This is a genomic window from Pseudomonas antarctica, from assembly GCF_001647715.1.
Taxonomy (GTDB): Bacteria; Pseudomonadota; Gammaproteobacteria; order Pseudomonadales; family Pseudomonadaceae; genus Aquipseudomonas; species Aquipseudomonas antarctica_A.
In genome coordinates this window covers 4279630-4294470 of record NZ_CP015600.1, presented here as the reverse complement: position 1 = coordinate 4294470, position 14841 = coordinate 4279630, and the positions used below count along the sequence as shown (strand labels likewise).

The window sequence follows — 14841 nt, the reverse complement described above, 5'->3', positions numbered from 1 at the left end:
AAGATTCGCCCCGTCCTCACCGATGAGGGGCTATAGCTCAGCTGGGAGAGCGCTTGCATGGCATGCAAGAGGTCAACGGTTCGATCCCGTTTAGCTCCACCAATTTACAGGTTCAAGGTCTGGCCACACCGTCCTTGAATTGATCAGGCCTAGCTTGATCAGGTTGTACAGAAGGTTTTGTCCCCTTCGTCTAGTGGCCTAGGACACCGCCCTTTCACGGCGGTAACAGGGGTTCGAGTCCCCTAGGGGACGCCAGTTTCAACAAGCAGCTCGCAAGGTCTGCTGCGCCGCGAGGCGAAAAATCCGGGGCTATAGCTCAGCTGGGAGAGCGCTTGCATGGCATGCAAGAGGTCAACGGTTCGATCCCGTTTAGCTCCACCAATTTACACGTTCAAGGTTCCGGCCACACCGTCCTTGAACTGATCAGACTCAGCCTGATCACGTTGTATAGAAGGTTTGTGTCCCCTTCGTCTAGTGGCCTAGGACACCGCCCTTTCACGGCGGTAACAGGGGTTCGAGTCCCCTAGGGGACGCCACGATTACCCGCTCTGCGGGATTTTTAAGGGTCATTCAATTATTGAATGGCCCTTTTGTTTGTCTGGCGTTTGGGTTTTTACGTCTCCCCCTCCAATACCCGCATCGAATACCCAGTCATTGGCGCGCAAGGCTTCCAGCGATCTGGCCTCGGCTCGCTGCATCGCGAACGGCTGCGGCAGGTGCTTTATTCCATTGTTTTCATCTGTCCTGCTCGGACCAGTGGTCATGTGGGTGGCTTGCGAAATATTATTATGGTAATAATATTTAACCCATGAGCGACGGAGGCAACGATGAGCGATAAAAAAGCGCAAACCCGCGAACGCATTTTGCAGGCTGCCAGCGCGGCGTTGATCCAGCGCGGCCCGGCCGAGCCGAGTGTCGGTGAAGTCATGGGGGCGGCTGGGCTCACGGTCGGGGGGTTCTACGCGCACTTTGAAAGCAAGGATGCGCTGATGCTGGAAGCTTTCACGCAGTTGCTGGCCCGGCGTCGTGCCTCCATTGACGATATGGACGCACGACTGACCGGCGAGGAGCGTAGAGGCCTGGTGGCAGCATTCTATCTGTCGCGCAAACACCGCGACTCGACGGAGCAGGCCTGCCCGATCCCGGCAACGGTGGGCGAGATGAGCCGCCTGCCGGATGAGTTTCGCCTGGCGCTCAACGAGCATACGGAGTTGATGGCCGCCCAGTTGGCTGCCAGCCCGGAAGACACCGACAAAGCCCTGGCGGATATGGCCCTGATGATCGGCGGCCTGGCGTTGGCGCGAGCCCTTGGCCCGGGCGAATTGTCGGACCGCGTCTTACGCGCTGCCAAGTCGGCGGTACGTTAAAAAGAGGAGTCGCAGGGTGGGCGCATTAACCTGGATTCGTGGTTTCAATGGCACTGTCGGCCGCTTGGCGCCGCGCACGGTGGCGAGCAAGTTGCGCCGCGCTTTCATGACGCCTCGCAACCTGCCGCCGCGTGATTGGGAGTTGCCGCTGCTGGCGCAATCGGAGCGCATGACCTTGCGTTTCGGTCTGTCGGCGCTGCGCTGGGGGCAAGGGCCCGCCGTGTTGCTGATGCACGGTTGGGAAGGGCGCCCCACGCAGTTCGCCAGCTTGATCACCGCGCTGGTGGATAACGGTTATTCGGTGATTGCCCTGGATGGGCCGGCCCATGGCCGTTCGCCTGGGCGTGAAGCGCATGTGCTGCTGTTTGCTCGCGCCATGCTCGAAGCCGCCGCTGAGTTGCCGCCGCTGCATGCAGTGGTGGGGCATTCCATGGGCGGCGCCAGTGCGATGCTGGCGGTTCAGTTGGGGTTGCGTACTGAGGCGTTGGTCAGCATTGCGGCGCCGTCGCGTTTCCTCGATGTGCTACGTGGTTTTGCCGGTAGGGTGGGGTTGCCGGCGCGTGCGCGCGCAGCATTCATCCGCGAAGTCGAATTGACCTTCGGCATGCCGCTCAAGCACTTGGATGTCGCTCACTACCAGATGAACATTCCGGGGCTGATCGTGCACGCCGAAGACGACACCTTTGTTCCGGTCAAAGCCTCTCAAGCCATTCATGACGCCTGGTTCGACAGCCGTCTACTACGCCTGGAGCAAGGCGGCCACCAGAAAGTGCTGGCCGACCCGCGGGTGATCGACGGCGTACTGACGCTCCTGGCCGGCCGCCGTTTACAGGCGCGGCAAACCGCCTGATACACTGCTCCCGCCGACATTAATCGACTGGAGCAAGGCATGGGCTGGGATTTGGCAACGCCGTTTATCATTGATCTGCAGGTCGCCGCTGAAGACATCGATGGCCTGGGGCACGCCAATAACGCGGTGTACGTGTCCTGGCTGGAGCGCTGCGCCTGGCGCCACTCACAGCGCTTGGGGCTGGACCTCACCGAGTACCGCCGCCTGGACCGAGCCATGGCCGTGGTGCGCCATGAGATCGACTACCTGGCGGCAGGCTAGAAGGGCGACGAGTTGCAACTGGCTACCTGGATTGTTGACTGGGACCAACGCCTGAAAATGACCCGCCGCTTCCAACTGGTTCGCCCCCGCGACGGCGCGACCTTGCTGCGGGCGCAAACCACCTTTGTCTGCATCGAGCTGTCCAGCGGCAAGCCCAAGCGCATGCCGGCTGAGTTTCTCGACGGCTATGGTCCCGCCCTGACAGGGGGTTAACGGTTACGCTGGGAAACCCAGTAAACTGCGCCACGATTTTTGTTGAGTGTTTTCCATGCAAATTGCTTTGGCGCCCATGGAGGGGTTGGTCGACAACATCCTGCGGGACGTGTTGACCCGCGTGGGCGGTATTGACTGGTGCGTGACCGAATTTATTCGCGTCAACGACCGCCTGCTCACTCCGGCCTATTTCCACAAGCTCGCTCCGGAACTGCTGCACGGTGCCCACACCGCAGCGGGTGTGCCGTTGCGCGTGCAGTTACTGGGTTCCGACCCGGTCTGCCTGGCGGAAAACGCCGCGTTGGCCTGTGAGCTGGGTTCGCAGGTGATCGACCTGAACTTCGGTTGCCCGGCCAAGACCGTCAACAAATCCCGTGGCGGTGCTGTCTTGCTCAAGGAGCCGGAGCTGCTTAACCAGATTGTCGAGCATGTACGCCGCGCAGTGCCCGCGCATATTCCGGTCACCGCCAAGATGCGCCTTGGTTTCGACAGCCCGGACGGTGCGCTGGTGTGCGCCACGGCCCTGGCTGAAGGCGGTGCGGCACATATTGTGGTGCATGCACGGACCAAGGCCGATGGTTACAAGCCGCCCGCTCACTGGGAGTGGATCCCGCGCGTGCAGGACGTGGTCAAGGTGCCGGTGTTCGCCAATGGCGATATCTGGAGCGTCGAAGACTGGAAGCGTTGCCGCGAAATCAGCGGGGCCGACGACATCATGCTCGGCCGTGGCCTGGTGGCGCGCCCTGACCTGGCGCGGCAGATTGTGGCGGCGAAGGCGGGTGAAGAGGTGGTGGAAATGACCTGGGCAGAAATGCAGCCGATGCTCCACGAGTTCTGGCGCCAATCGGTGGCGCAGTTGACCGAAAAGCAGGCGCCGGGTCGTTTAAAACAGTGGCTGGCCATGCTGACACGCAATTATCCCGAGGCCGTGGAGCTGTTCACCGCGATGCGTCGGGAAACCGACTTGCAACAGGTCGGCCGTTTGTTGGGCGTGCCCCCTCCGGTTGCCGCTGGATAGTTTGACGGCCCCGTATTAACCGATACAGGCCTTGAGGTGGATGTGCCTCACATCAACAAACGCCTGAACCCCTCGATCGGCAACGGCCGGCTGTGCAGGTACCCCTGGTACAAATGGCAGCCCAGCTTTTGCAGGAACGCCAGTTGTTCCGGGGTTTCCACGCCCTCGGCGATCACGTCCAGGTTCAGGCTGCGGGCCATGGCCACAATGGCGCGGATGATTTCTGCATCGTTGGGGTCATGGGTGGCGTCGCGCACAAAGGACTGGTCGATCTTCAGCGCATCCACCGGCAGGCGCTTGAGGTAGGTCAACGACGAATAGCCGGTGCCGAAGTCATCCATCGCAAAGCTCACGCCGAGCTTTTTCAGGCGGCGCATCTTGGCCACGGTATCGTCCAGGTTCTGGATCACGATGCCTTCGGTGATTTCCAGTTTGAGCAGGCTGTGGGGCAGATGGTACTGCTTGAGGCTGTGCTCCACCCGCTCCACAAAGTCGTTCTGGCGAAACTGCCGGGGGCTGATGTTCACGCACAGGCTGAAATTCAGTGGGTCCACCAGCCCGTCGGCAATCAGTTGCGCAAATGCGCCGCAGGCTTGATCGAGAATCCAGGTGCCGACTTCCAGGATCAAGCCGCTGTCTTCCAGGACCTTGATGAATTCGGACGGTGACTGCGCACCCAGCTGCGGATGTTGCCAGCGCACCAGCGCCTCGGCGCCGACGATTTTGTTACCGCGCGCATCCACTTGGGGCTGGTAATGCACGCTGAACTCTCCGCGTGACAGGGCCAGGCGCAGGTCGGTCTCCATGCGCAGGCGCTCGCTGGCGGTTTTCTGCATGCTGTTGTGGAACATTTGTATGGTGTTGCGTCCCGAGTCTTTGGCGCGATACAGCGCGATATCGGCGCGTTTAAGCAGGTCGGCCGGCGTGGAGCCATGGTCGGGAATCAGCGCCACGCCAATACTGGGCGTGACCTGCAAGCGGTGCCCATCGAGGAACATCGGCTCCGAGAGCAATTCGCGCAGGGTATCGGCCAGCTCCTGCACTTGGGCGCTGACTTGCGCCCGCGTACCCTCCAGGCCACTGAGCAGTACCACAAATTCATCCCCGCCCAGGCGCGCTACCGTGTCCTCCATGCGCACGCTGGCTTCCAGGCGCGCGGTGACGATTTTCAGCACGGTGTCGCCCACCGGGTGGCCGAGGGAATCGTTGATGTGCTTGAAGTGGTCGAGGTCGAGGAACAGCAACGCGCCGCGTAAGTTGTGGCGCTTGAGCAGGGCGATCTGCTGGCTCAGGCGATCCATCAGTAACGCGCGATTGGGCAGGTTGGTCAGCGGGTCGTGATAGGCCAGGTGACGAATCTGCGCCTGGGCGTTTTTCAGCAGGCTCACGTCCCGCGCGGTCAGCAGCAGGCACGGCATTTCATTCAGGGTGATCGGTTCTACCGAAACCTCGACGGCCAGCACCTCGCCACGTTTGTTGTGCCAAAGCATTTCCAGATGATGGATACGACCTTTGATCTGCAGTTCGGCCAAGAGCGCAGCACGCTGGTTTTCATCGGCCCAGATGCCAATCTGGTAAAGCGTGAGGCCAATAGCTTCTTCGGCGCGATAGCCGGTGAGGCGGCAAAAGCCGTCGTTGACTTCGACATAGCGGCCAGTGTCACGTTCGGTAATGGAAATGGCGTCGGGACTGGAATGGAAAGCCTTGGCGAATTTTTCTTCACTGGCCTTTAGCGCGGCCTCCGAGCGTTGTTGCTGGGTGATATCGCGCAGGGTGGTGACGATACAGGATTGGGCTCCGACCGTGATCAGCCGGCTGGAGATCATGCAGGTCAAGCTTTGGCCATTCTTGTGGTGCACCACGATGGCCACATTGCTCAGCGCCTGCTCGCGGATCACCCGTTCGATACGCTGCAAGCGCTTGCTCGATTCATCCCACAGGCCAATCTGCTCAGCGCTTTTGTCGATGACCTCGGCAACTGTCCAGCCAAAGGTCTGGGTGAAGGCGGGGTTGATTTCGATAAAGGCGCCACTGTCCAGGCACGTGACGCAGATCGGGTCGGGGCTGGCCTGGAACAGGCTGGCGAATTTTTCTTCGGACGCGGTGATGCGTTGTTCGCGCTCCACCTGGTCGGTGATATCGAGCAAGGTGCCAGCCATGCGCAGCGGTTTGCCGGATTCGTCGCGATAGAGGCGTGCCCGGCTTTCCAGGTAGCGAGGGCTGCCGTCCTCCGTCAGCACGCGGTAGGTCAACTGATAGTTGCCGTCCTGGCCTTCACGCAAGCTGCGATAGGCATTGCGCATGCCTTCGCGGTCGTCATCCGACATGCCATCAAAAAACGCATCGAACGACTCGTGGAAGGGTTCGGGCGGCAGCCCGTGCAATTGGGCGGCGCGGGCCGAGCCGTAGAGCATGCCGGTGGGGATGTGCCAGTCCCAGGTGCCCAGTTGCGCCGAATCCAGGGCGAGGTCGAGGCGCTCCTGGCTGTCCTTGAGGGCTTGCTCGGCGTTTTTGCGCTCGGTGGTGTCGAGAAAGGTGCTGATCAGGTAAGCCTCGCCCTCCAGCTCGACTTTCTGCGCGCTGAGGGTGCCATCGTGGATCTGGCCGTTGCTGGCGCAGAACTGCACTTCCATGGTGATGGGTTCGCCCTTGCGCTGCGTGGCCTTGACCAACAGCGCACGTTGTTCAGGCTGTCGCCACAGGCCAAGGTCCAGCGTGGTGCGGCCGATCGCGTGGGCCACGGGCCAACCGAAGTGTATCTCGAAATACTGGTTGGCTTCGCTGATCAGGCCGTCGGATTGACGGGTCAGCAGGACCATGTTGGGGCACAGGTGAAACAGCGTGGCGAAGCGTTTTTCCGACTGCATGAGGGCGCGCTCGCGCTCGCGCTGGCGGGTGGTCTCGCGGATCACGCCGATCATGCGGCGCCGACCGGCCTTGTCCGGCATCAGGCTGCCATTGATTTCCAGCCAGTGATCGCTGCCATCCGGCCACTGTATATGGTGGTGCATGGCCTGCTCGAACGGCTCTCCCGCCAGCACCGCATGAAAGGCGCGCACGACCCGCTCACGATCCTGTGGGGCGAGAAGGTCGAGGTATTCCAGGTCCTTGGGCAAAGGTTGCCGAGGATCGTAGCCGAACAGCGCCTGAGTGCCCCTTGACCAACTGATTCTGCCGGTGTCGATTTCCCAGCTCCACGCGCCCAGCCGGGCAGCATTGAGGGCTGCCAGCAATTGCGGGGCATTGTCCCAGCTTTGTTCCGCCTCTTGAGGGTCCAGGGCGTAAATGCGGGGCAGGGGCGGCACGGAGTCGACGGGGTTGCGCATTATCAAAGGGCCTTGGCTCAATGGGCGGTCGGCGCGGCGTGTTTCAGACCTTGGGGTCGCACAGCTTCATGCCGGTATCCCTGGCAGATCGACCTGTGCATCCAATAGGCTCATGAAAGCCCGCGCAGCGTTCGACAGCGTCCTTTCGGTGTGCACGATATAGCCTAGCTGGCGACTGAGCTGTATGCCCGGTAAAGCGATGCTTGCCACCTGATCGTCGAGCATGGTGCGCGGCAAAACGCTCCAGGCCAGGCCGATAGACACCATCATCTTGATCGTTTCCAGGTAGTTAGTGCTCATCGCGATGTTCGGCGTCAGGCCCTGAGCCTCGAATAGACGGCTGACGATGTGGTGGGTAAAGGTGTTGCCGCCCGGAAACACCGCCGGGTGCCTGGCAATATCGGCCAGGTTGACAGTGCCGTTGCCGGTCAAGCTGTGCTCCGGTGCCACCACGAAATCCAGGGGGTCATCCCACACCGGGGTGGCGCGGACTAAATTGTGCGGATCAGGCGCCAGGGTAATGACCGCCACTTCGGCGCGGCCATGCAGAATCTCTTCGTAGGCCACTTCCGAATCGAGGAACTGAATATCCAGCGCCACGTTGGGGTACTGGCGGGTAAAGGTGCGCAGGATCGGTGGCAGGCGGTGCAGGCCGATATGGTGGCTGGTGGCCAGGGTCAGCCGACCGCTGACTTCGCCGGTCAGGTTGGTGAGGGCACGGCGCGTATCGTCCAGCACGTTGAGAATCTGATAGGCACGCGGCAGCAAAGCCCGTCCGGCCTCGGTCAGGCCGACTTCACGGCCCAGGCGATCGAACAGGCGCACTTTTAATTGTTGTTCCAGGCCGGCAATGCGCTTGCTGATGGCCGGCTGGGTCAGGTGCAGGCGTTCACCGGCGCCGGAGAAGCTGCCGGTCTCGGCGATGGCAATAAAAGCGTTGAGGTTGGCCAAGTCCATTGTGGTATTCCAGTTGGTAATCCAAAGCATAAAAAATATGAATTTGAGTTATTTAATGTAGCGCCATACCATCAGCCTCACAAGCCAAAGGGTTATTGAATGTCTCAAGGCCCGGGGCATAGAAAGACCGATGATGAGGACCGACTGATGGCCGGCAAAACGCTTTACGACAAGCTTTGGGATTCCCATGAAGTGAAACGGCGCGACGATGGCTCGTCGCTGATCTATATCGACCGTCACATCATCCATGAAGTGACCTCGCCCCAAGCGTTCGAAGGCCTGCGGCTGGCCGGGCGCAAGCCTTGGCGCGTCGACTCGATCATCGCCACCCCGGACCACAACGTACCGACGACCCCTGAGCGCAAGGGCGGCATCGACGCGATCGTCGACACTGTGTCGCGCCTTCAGGTGCAGACCCTCGACGATTACTGCGACGAATATGGCATCACCGAATTCAAGATGAATGACGTGCGCCAAGGCATCGTTCACGTGATCGGCCCGGAGCAGGGCGCGACGTTGCCCGGCATGACTGTGGTCTGCGGCGACTCCCACACCTCTACTCACGGTGCGTTCGGCGCGTTGGCCCATGGCATCGGCACATCCGAGGTGGAACATGTGTTCGCCACCCAGTGCCTGGTCGCCAAAAAAATGAAGAACATGTTGGTCCTGGTCGAAGGCACATTGCCCTTTGGCGTGACTGCCAAGGACATCGTGCTCGCCGTGATCGGCAAGATCGGCACCGCCGGTGGTAACGGCCATGCCATCGAGTTCGCCGGCAGCGCGATTCGCGACCTCTCCATTGAAGGCCGCATGACCATCTGCAACATGTCCATCGAAGCCGGTGCCCGCGTGGGCATGGTGGCGGCGGACGAAAAGACCGTTGAATACGTCAAGGGCCGTCCGTTCGCACCGAAAGGCGCCGATTGGGATGCCGCCGTCGAAGCCTGGAAAGACCTGGTCTCCGACGCCGATGCGGTGTTCGACACCGTGGTCGAGCTCGACGCTGCGCAGATCAAGCCGCAAGTCAGCTGGGGCACCTCGCCGGAGATGGTCCTGGCCGTCGACCAGCACGTGCCGGACCCGGCTAAAGAGGCCGACCTGGTCAAGCGCGGTTCCATCGAGCGCGCCTTGAAATACATGGGCTTGAAAGCCAACCAGGCGATTACCGACATCCAGTTGGACCGCGTGTTTATCGGTTCCTGCACCAACTCGCGGATCGAAGACCTGCGCGCCGCGGCGGTGATCGCCAAAGGCCGTAAAGTCGCCTCGACCATCAAACAAGCCATCGTGGTGCCAGGCTCGGGCCTGGTCAAAGCGCAAGCCGAAGCCGAAGGCCTGGACAAGATCTTCCTCGAGGCCGGTTTTGAATGGCGTGAGCCGGGCTGCTCGATGTGCCTGGCGATGAACCCGGACCGTTTGGAATCGGGCGAGCATTGCGCGTCCACCTCCAACCGTAACTTCGAAGGGCGTCAGGGCGCCGGTGGGCGTACTCACCTGGTCAGCCCGGCCATGGCCGCTGCAGCTGCCGTCAACGGTCGTTTCATCGACGTTCGCGAATTGATCTGAGGAAAACCCGATGAGAGCTTTTACCCAACACACAGGTCTCGTAGCGCCGTTGGACCGTGCCAACGTCGACACCGACCAGATCATCCCCAAGCAGTTCTTGAAGTCGATCAAGCGCACCGGTTTTGGCCCCAACCTGTTCGATGAGTGGCGCTACCTGGACGTGGGCTACGCCTACCAGGACAACTCCAAGCGCCCGCTGAACAAGGACTTTGTGCTCAACGCCGAGCGTTACCAAGGCGCCAGCGTGTTGCTGGCCCGCGAGAACTTCGGTTGCGGCTCCAGCCGTGAACACGCGCCGTGGGCCCTGGAAGAATATGGCTTTCGCAGCATCATCGCGCCGAGCTACGCCGACATCTTCTTCAACAACAGCTTCAAGAACGGCTTGCTGCCGATCATCTTGAGCGACGCCGAAGTGGATGAGCTGTTCAAGCAAGTGGAAGCCGATGTGGGCTACCAACTGACCGTCGACCTGGCTGCGCAGACCGTTACGCGCCCGGACGGCAAGGTGTATCACTTCGAAGTCGATGCCTTCCGTAAGCACTGCCTGCTCAATGGCCTGGATGACATCGGCCTGACCTTGCAGGACGGCGATGCGATTGCCGCGTTTGAAACCAGGCACCGGGCCAGCCAGCCCTGGTTGTTTCGCGACGCGTGATTCTATGTAGACCGGACTGGCCCCTTCGCGAGCAAGCCCGCTCCCACATTTGATCGCATTTCAACTGAAGGAACTCGGTTGAATGTGGGAGCGGGCTTGCTCGCGAAGACGGCAGTACAAACAACGCAAGTCTCAAGGAAGCTCACCATGACCAGCACCGCCCACACCCAAGTCGTGCAAAAACAATTCGGCGAGCAAGCCTCGGCCTACCTGAGCAGTGCCGTGCACGCCCAAGGCACCGAATTCGCGGTGCTCCAGGCCGAACTGGCCGGGCAGGGCGCTGCACGACTGCTGGATTTAGGCTGCGGTGCCGGGCATGTGAGTTTCCAAGTGGCGTCGTTGGTAAAAGAAGTGGTGGCCTACGACCTGTCCCAACAAATGCTCGACGTGGTAGCGGCCGCCGCTGTAGATCGCGGCCTGAACAACATTCGCACCGTATGCGGCGCCGCTGAACACCTGCCATTCGCCGATGGCGAGTTCGACTTCGTGTTCAGCCGTTACTCGGCCCACCACTGGAGCGACCTCGGCCTGGCTTTGCGTGAAGTGCGCCGCGTACTCAAGCCAGGTGGCGTGGCGGCCTTTGTCGACGTCTTGTCACCGGGCAGCCCGCTGTTGGACACTTACCTGCAAACCGTCGAAGTGCTGCGCGACACCAGCCACGTGCGCGATTACTCCGCCGCCGAGTGGATGCGTCAACTTAGCGAGGCCGGGCTGCATGTGCGCACCAGCAGTCGCCAACGCCTGCGCCTGGAATACACCTCCTGGGTCGAGCGCATGCGCACACCACAGGCCTTGCGCACCGCGATCCTAGAGCTGCAGCAGGCGATGGGCCAGGAAGTGCGTGATTACTACGAGATTCAGGCCGACGGCACCTTCAGCACCGACGTGCTGGTGGTTTTTGCCGAACGTTGATTAATTTTCCCGACCTGCCCACGGGCAGGTCGCTTGATGAAATGAGGAACGCATGAGCAAGCAGATTCTGATTCTTCCTGGCGACGGTATTGGTCCGGAAATCATGGCCGAAGCGGTCAAAGTCCTGGAATTGGCTAACACCAAGTACAGCCTGGGCTTCGAACTGAGCCACGACGTGATCGGCGGCGCCGCCATCGACAAGCATGGCGTGCCCTTGGCCGACGAGACGCTGGACCGTGCCCGTGCTGCTGACGCTGTGCTGCTCGGCGCCGTAGGCGGCCCGAAATGGGACAAGATCGAACGTGATATCCGCCCTGAGCGCGGCCTGCTGAAAATTCGCGCGCAACTGGGCCTGTTCGGCAACCTGCGTCCGGCCATCCTCTACCCGCAACTGGCCGACGCGTCGAGCCTCAAGCCGGAAGTGGTGGCGGGCCTGGATATCCTGATCGTGCGCGAGCTGACCGGTGGTATCTATTTCGGCTCGCCGCGTGGCGTGCGCGAGTTGGAGAATGGTGAACGTCAGGCCTACGACACTCTGCCGTACAGCGAGAGCGAAATCCGCCGTATCGCCCGTGTCGGTTTCGACATGGCCCGTGTGCGCGGCAAAAAGGTCTGCTCCGTCGACAAAGCCAACGTACTGGCCTCCAGCCAACTGTGGCGCGAAATCGTCGAAGAAGTGGCCAAGGACTACCCGGACGTCGAACTGAGCCACATGTACGTCGACAACGCCGCGATGCAGCTGGTGCGTGCGCCGAAGCAGTTCGACGTGATCGTCACCGACAACCTGTTCGGCGACATCCTGTCCGACCAGGCCTCGATGCTCACCGGTTCCATCGGCATGCTGCCGTCGGCGTCCCTGGACACCAACAACAAGGGCATGTACGAGCCCTGCCACGGTTCGGCGCCGGACATCGCAGGGCAGGGCATTGCCAACCCGCTGGCGACCATTTTGTCGGTGTCGATGATGCTGCGTTACAGCTTCAACCTGAGCGACGCGGCCGATGCCATCGAGAAGGCCGTAAGCCTGGTGTTGGATCAAGGCTTGCGCACCGGTGACATTTGGTCACAGGGTTGCACCAAAGTCGGCACGCAAGAAATGGGCGACGCAGTAGTCGCCGCGCTGCGGAATCTGTAATCTCTCGGGCCCGCTTGCAGTTGTTGCTGCAAGGCGGCCCACTTTTTAACAAGGTGTAGTTGCGATGAAACGTGTAGGTCTGATCGGTTGGCGCGGTATGGTCGGTTCCGTGCTCATGCAGCGGATGCTGGAAGAGCAGGATTTCGATCTTATTGAGCCGGTGTTTTTCACCACTTCGAACGTAGGTGGCCAAGGGCCGTCCGTGGGCAAGGATATCGCCCCGCTCAAGGACGCCTACAGCATTGAAGAGCTGAAAACCCTCGATGTGATTCTGACCTGCCAGGGTGGCGACTACACCAGCGAAGTCTTCCCCAAGCTGCGCGAAGCCGGCTGGCAGGGTTACTGGATCGACGCCGCCTCCAGCCTGCGCATGCAGGACGACGCCGTGATCATCCTCGACCCGGTCAACCGCAAGGTCATCGACCAGCAACTGGATGCGGGCACCAAGAACTACGTCGGTGGCAACTGCACCGTCAGCTTGATGCTGATGGGCCTGGGCGGCTTGTTCGAAGCGGGCCTGGTCGAGTGGATGAGCGCCATGACCTATCAGGCGGCGTCCGGTGCGGGTGCGCAGAACATGCGCGAACTGATCAAGCAAATGGGCGCGACCCACGCGGCGGTTGCCGATCAACTGGCCGATCCTGCCAGCGCGATCCTCGACATCGACCGCCGTGTGGCCGAAGCCATGCGCAGCGAGGCCTACCCGACCGAGAACTTCGGTGTGCCATTGGCCGGTAGCCTGATCCCGTGGATCGACAAGGAACTGCCGAACGGCCAGAGCCGCGAAGAGTGGAAAGCCCAGGCCGAAACCAACAAGATTCTGGGCCGCTTCAAGAGCCCGATCCCGGTGGACGGTATTTGCGTGCGTATCGGTGCCATGCGCTGCCACAGCCAGGCGCTGACCATCAAACTGAACAAAGACGTGCCGATCGCCGATATCGAAGGGCTGATCAGCCAGCACAACCCATGGGTCAAGCTGGTGCCGAACAACCGCGAAATCAGCATGCAGGAGCTGAGCCCGACGAAGGTTACCGGCACCCTGAATGTGCCGGTTGGCCGTCTGCGCAAGCTGAACATGGGCACCCAGTACCTGGGCGCGTTCACCGTTGGCGACCAACTGCTGTGGGGCGCGGCCGAGCCACTGCGCCGCATGCTGCGGATTTTGCTGGAGCGGTAATCGCTGCTGGTAAGTAAGAAACCCGCGTTCTGGTGACAGGCGCGGGTTTTTTGTTGTTCTTTAGGGCCCTCATCGCCGGCAAGCCAGCTCCCACACTTGACCGAGTTCCAGCGTTGAAATGCGGTCGAATGTGGGGGCGGGCTTGCTCGCGATGGGGCCGGCAGCCACAGCACAAACTACCCAGGTTAATTGCCTCACCCCCAGCCACCCGGTAAAGTGCCGCTCCCCCCGCAATGCCCGAGGCAGCCCCCATGACCCAGACTTTTGAAATTGCAGTGATCGGCGCCACTGGCACCGTGGGCGAAACCCTGGTGCAGATTCTCGAAGAGCTGGATTTCCCGGTGGGCACCTTGTACCTGCTGGCGGGCAGCAACTCGGCCGGTGCGTCAGTACCGTTTCGCGGCAAAAACGTGCGGGTAAAGGAAGTCGATGAATTCGATTTCAGCAAGGCGCAATTGGCGTTCTTCGCAGCCGGTCCGGCGGTAACCCTGAGTTTCGCCCCGCGCGCCACGGCCGCCGGCTGCTCGGTGATCGATCTCTCCGGCGCGTTGCCGGCCGAGCAGGCACCTCAAGTGGTGCCGGAAGCCAACGCCCATGTGCTGGACGGTCTGAAAAAGCCCTTTCAGCTGGGCAGCCCAAGCCCGTCCGCCACCAACCTGGCGGTAGTCCTCGCGCCGCTGCGCCGTTTGCTGGACATCCAGCGCGTTAGCGTCACCGCCAACCTGGCCGTCTCTGCCCAGGGCCGTGAGGCTGTCAGCGAGTTGGCTCGACAAACCGCAGAGCTGCTGAACGTACGCCCGCTGGAGCCCAAGTTCTTCGATCGGCAGATGGCCTTCAACTTGCTGGCACAAGTCGGCACGCCGGACGCTCAAGGTCATACAGCCCTGGAGCGACGCCTGGTCCACGAACTGCGTGCGGTACTGGAAACTCCTTTACTGAAGATTTCCGCAACCTGCGTTCAAGCGCCGGTGTTTTTTGGCGATAGCCTGACTGTGTCTTTGCAATTGGGCGCGGCAGTCGATCTGGCGGCGGTCAACCGTGCACTCGATGCGGCACCGGGCATTGAGCTGGTCGAAGAGGGAGATTACCCCACGGCCGTGGGCGATGCGGTCGGCCAGGACGTGGTCTACGTGGGTCGAGTGCGTGCGGGCGTGGATGACCCGGCGGAACTAAATCTATGGCTGACGTCAGATAACGTACGCAAAGGCGCCGCATTGAATGCCGTGCAACTGGCGCAGTTGTTGATAAAAGGCCTTGCGTAAAAGATACTTGGCGGCAATTTGTAGATTGATTCTAGCCAAGCGCTATGCTTGGTCCCTAGCGGAACAGAAGCGCGTCGGTAACCTATCGGCTCGCCATGCCTTATGGCAGCGGTTACCAACCTTCTCGCAGGCCGGGGAGTGT

12 protein-coding genes, 4 tRNA genes and 1 pseudogene are annotated in these 14841 nt (G+C 61.2%); 14 read left to right on the top strand and 3 right to left on the bottom strand.

Going from position 1 to position 14841, the window contains the following annotated elements:
* Positions 1-26: 26 nt before the first annotated feature.
* From A7J50_RS19410 to A7J50_RS19395, 4 genes are all read left to right on the top strand, one after another.
* Positions 27-102 (top strand) — tRNA-Ala (locus A7J50_RS19410).
* Between the two features lie 77 nt (positions 103-179).
* Positions 180-255, top strand: a tRNA-Glu gene (locus A7J50_RS19405).
* Positions 256-305: 50 nt separating this feature from the next.
* Positions 306-381, top strand: a tRNA-Ala gene (locus A7J50_RS19400).
* Positions 382-460: 79 nt separating this feature from the next.
* A tRNA-Glu gene (locus tag A7J50_RS19395) sits at positions 461-536 on the top strand.
* Positions 537-566: 30 nt separating this feature from the next.
* On the opposite strand, the gene A7J50_RS31445 is transcribed toward A7J50_RS19395, so the two are convergent.
* Positions 567-764, bottom strand: coding sequence for a hypothetical protein (locus A7J50_RS31445; RefSeq protein ID WP_156526297.1), 198 nt, complete (start codon positions 762-764; stop codon positions 567-569).
* A gap of 63 nt (positions 765-827) precedes the next feature.
* Here A7J50_RS31445 and A7J50_RS19390 point away from each other — a divergent pair, with 63 nt between their 5' ends.
* The 4 genes and pseudogenes from A7J50_RS19390 to A7J50_RS19375 all read left to right on the top strand — a co-directional run bounded on the left by A7J50_RS19390 (position 828) and on the right by A7J50_RS19375 (position 3709).
* Positions 828-1367: a TetR/AcrR family transcriptional regulator gene (locus A7J50_RS19390; protein WP_064453259.1), complete on the top strand. Its 540-nt coding sequence runs from the start codon at positions 828-830 to the stop codon at positions 1365-1367.
* 16 nt (positions 1368-1383) lie between these two features.
* Positions 1384-2217 carry an alpha/beta hydrolase gene (locus tag A7J50_RS19385; RefSeq protein WP_064453258.1) on the top strand — a complete coding sequence of 278 codons (834 nt, stop codon included), beginning with the start codon at positions 1384-1386 and terminating at the stop codon, positions 2215-2217.
* A 39-nt stretch (positions 2218-2256) separates the two neighbouring features.
* Positions 2257-2691 (top strand): annotated as a pseudogene (locus tag A7J50_RS19380) (acyl-CoA thioesterase).
* Positions 2692-2746: 55 nt separating this feature from the next.
* A complete protein-coding gene (locus tag A7J50_RS19375; protein ID WP_064453257.1) occupies positions 2747-3709 on the top strand; it encodes a tRNA dihydrouridine synthase in 963 nt (320 codons plus the stop codon).
* 47 nt (positions 3710-3756) lie between these two features.
* Here the strand turns inward: A7J50_RS19375 and A7J50_RS19370 are convergent, their stop codons facing one another.
* Positions 3757-7035, bottom strand: a complete 3279-nt coding sequence (locus tag A7J50_RS19370; RefSeq protein ID WP_064453256.1) for an EAL domain-containing protein — start codon at positions 7033-7035, stop codon at positions 3757-3759.
* 66 nt (positions 7036-7101) lie between these two features.
* Positions 7102-7992, bottom strand: coding sequence for a LysR family transcriptional regulator (locus A7J50_RS19365; protein WP_064453255.1), 891 nt, complete (start codon positions 7990-7992; stop codon positions 7102-7104).
* 147 nt (positions 7993-8139) lie between these two features.
* Between A7J50_RS19365 and leuC the strand changes: the two genes are divergently transcribed.
* The 6 genes from leuC to A7J50_RS19335 all read left to right on the top strand — a co-directional run bounded on the left by leuC (position 8140) and on the right by A7J50_RS19335 (position 14699).
* The gene (leuC, locus tag A7J50_RS19360; RefSeq protein WP_064453254.1) at positions 8140-9558 is read left to right on the top strand and encodes a 3-isopropylmalate dehydratase large subunit; all 1419 of its coding nucleotides are present in this window, start codon (positions 8140-8142) and stop codon (positions 9556-9558) included.
* A gap of 10 nt (positions 9559-9568) precedes the next feature.
* Positions 9569-10213 (top strand): 3-isopropylmalate dehydratase small subunit, encoded by a 645-nt coding sequence (gene leuD, locus A7J50_RS19355; RefSeq protein ID WP_064453253.1) that lies wholly within the window; start codon positions 9569-9571, stop codon positions 10211-10213.
* A gap of 147 nt (positions 10214-10360) precedes the next feature.
* On the top strand, positions 10361-11125 hold the full coding sequence (locus tag A7J50_RS19350) for a class I SAM-dependent methyltransferase (protein WP_064453252.1): 765 nt from the start codon (positions 10361-10363) through the stop codon (positions 11123-11125).
* Between the two features lie 52 nt (positions 11126-11177).
* On the top strand, positions 11178-12260 hold the full coding sequence (gene leuB / locus A7J50_RS19345) for a 3-isopropylmalate dehydrogenase (protein WP_064453251.1): 1083 nt from the start codon (positions 11178-11180) through the stop codon (positions 12258-12260).
* A gap of 64 nt (positions 12261-12324) precedes the next feature.
* Positions 12325-13437: an aspartate-semialdehyde dehydrogenase gene (asd, locus tag A7J50_RS19340; protein ID WP_053257089.1), complete on the top strand. Its 1113-nt coding sequence runs from the start codon at positions 12325-12327 to the stop codon at positions 13435-13437.
* 251 nt (positions 13438-13688) lie between these two features.
* Entirely contained in the window at positions 13689-14699 is a 1011-nt protein-coding gene (locus A7J50_RS19335) for an aspartate-semialdehyde dehydrogenase (RefSeq protein ID WP_064453250.1), read from the top strand.
* The last annotated feature ends 142 nt before the right edge of the window (positions 14700-14841 follow it).

What these genes read in the sequence shown, in the direction of transcription:
- leuC (WP_064453254.1), top strand. Translation starts at nt 8,140, where the DNA reads ATGGCCGGCAAAACGCTTTACGACAAGCTTTGGGATTCCCATGAAGTG.
- A7J50_RS19335 (WP_064453250.1), top strand. Translation starts at nt 13,689, where the DNA reads ATGACCCAGACTTTTGAAATTGCAGTGATCGGCGCCACTGGCACCGTG.
- A7J50_RS19365 (WP_064453255.1), bottom strand. Translation starts at nt 7,992, where the DNA reads ATGGACTTGGCCAACCTCAACGCTTTTATTGCCATCGCCGAGACCGGC.
- A7J50_RS19375 (WP_064453257.1), top strand. Translation starts at nt 2,747, where the DNA reads ATGCAAATTGCTTTGGCGCCCATGGAGGGGTTGGTCGACAACATCCTG.
- A7J50_RS19390 (WP_064453259.1), top strand. Translation starts at nt 828, where the DNA reads ATGAGCGATAAAAAAGCGCAAACCCGCGAACGCATTTTGCAGGCTGCC.
- A7J50_RS19350 (WP_064453252.1), top strand. Translation starts at nt 10,361, where the DNA reads ATGACCAGCACCGCCCACACCCAAGTCGTGCAAAAACAATTCGGCGAG.
- A7J50_RS31445 (WP_156526297.1), bottom strand. Translation starts at nt 764, where the DNA reads ATGACCACTGGTCCGAGCAGGACAGATGAAAACAATGGAATAAAGCAC.
- leuB (WP_064453251.1), top strand. Translation starts at nt 11,178, where the DNA reads ATGAGCAAGCAGATTCTGATTCTTCCTGGCGACGGTATTGGTCCGGAA.
- A7J50_RS19370 (WP_064453256.1), bottom strand. Translation starts at nt 7,035, where the DNA reads ATGCGCAACCCCGTCGACTCCGTGCCGCCCCTGCCCCGCATTTACGCC.
- leuD (WP_064453253.1), top strand. Translation starts at nt 9,569, where the DNA reads ATGAGAGCTTTTACCCAACACACAGGTCTCGTAGCGCCGTTGGACCGT.
- asd (WP_053257089.1), top strand. Translation starts at nt 12,325, where the DNA reads ATGAAACGTGTAGGTCTGATCGGTTGGCGCGGTATGGTCGGTTCCGTG.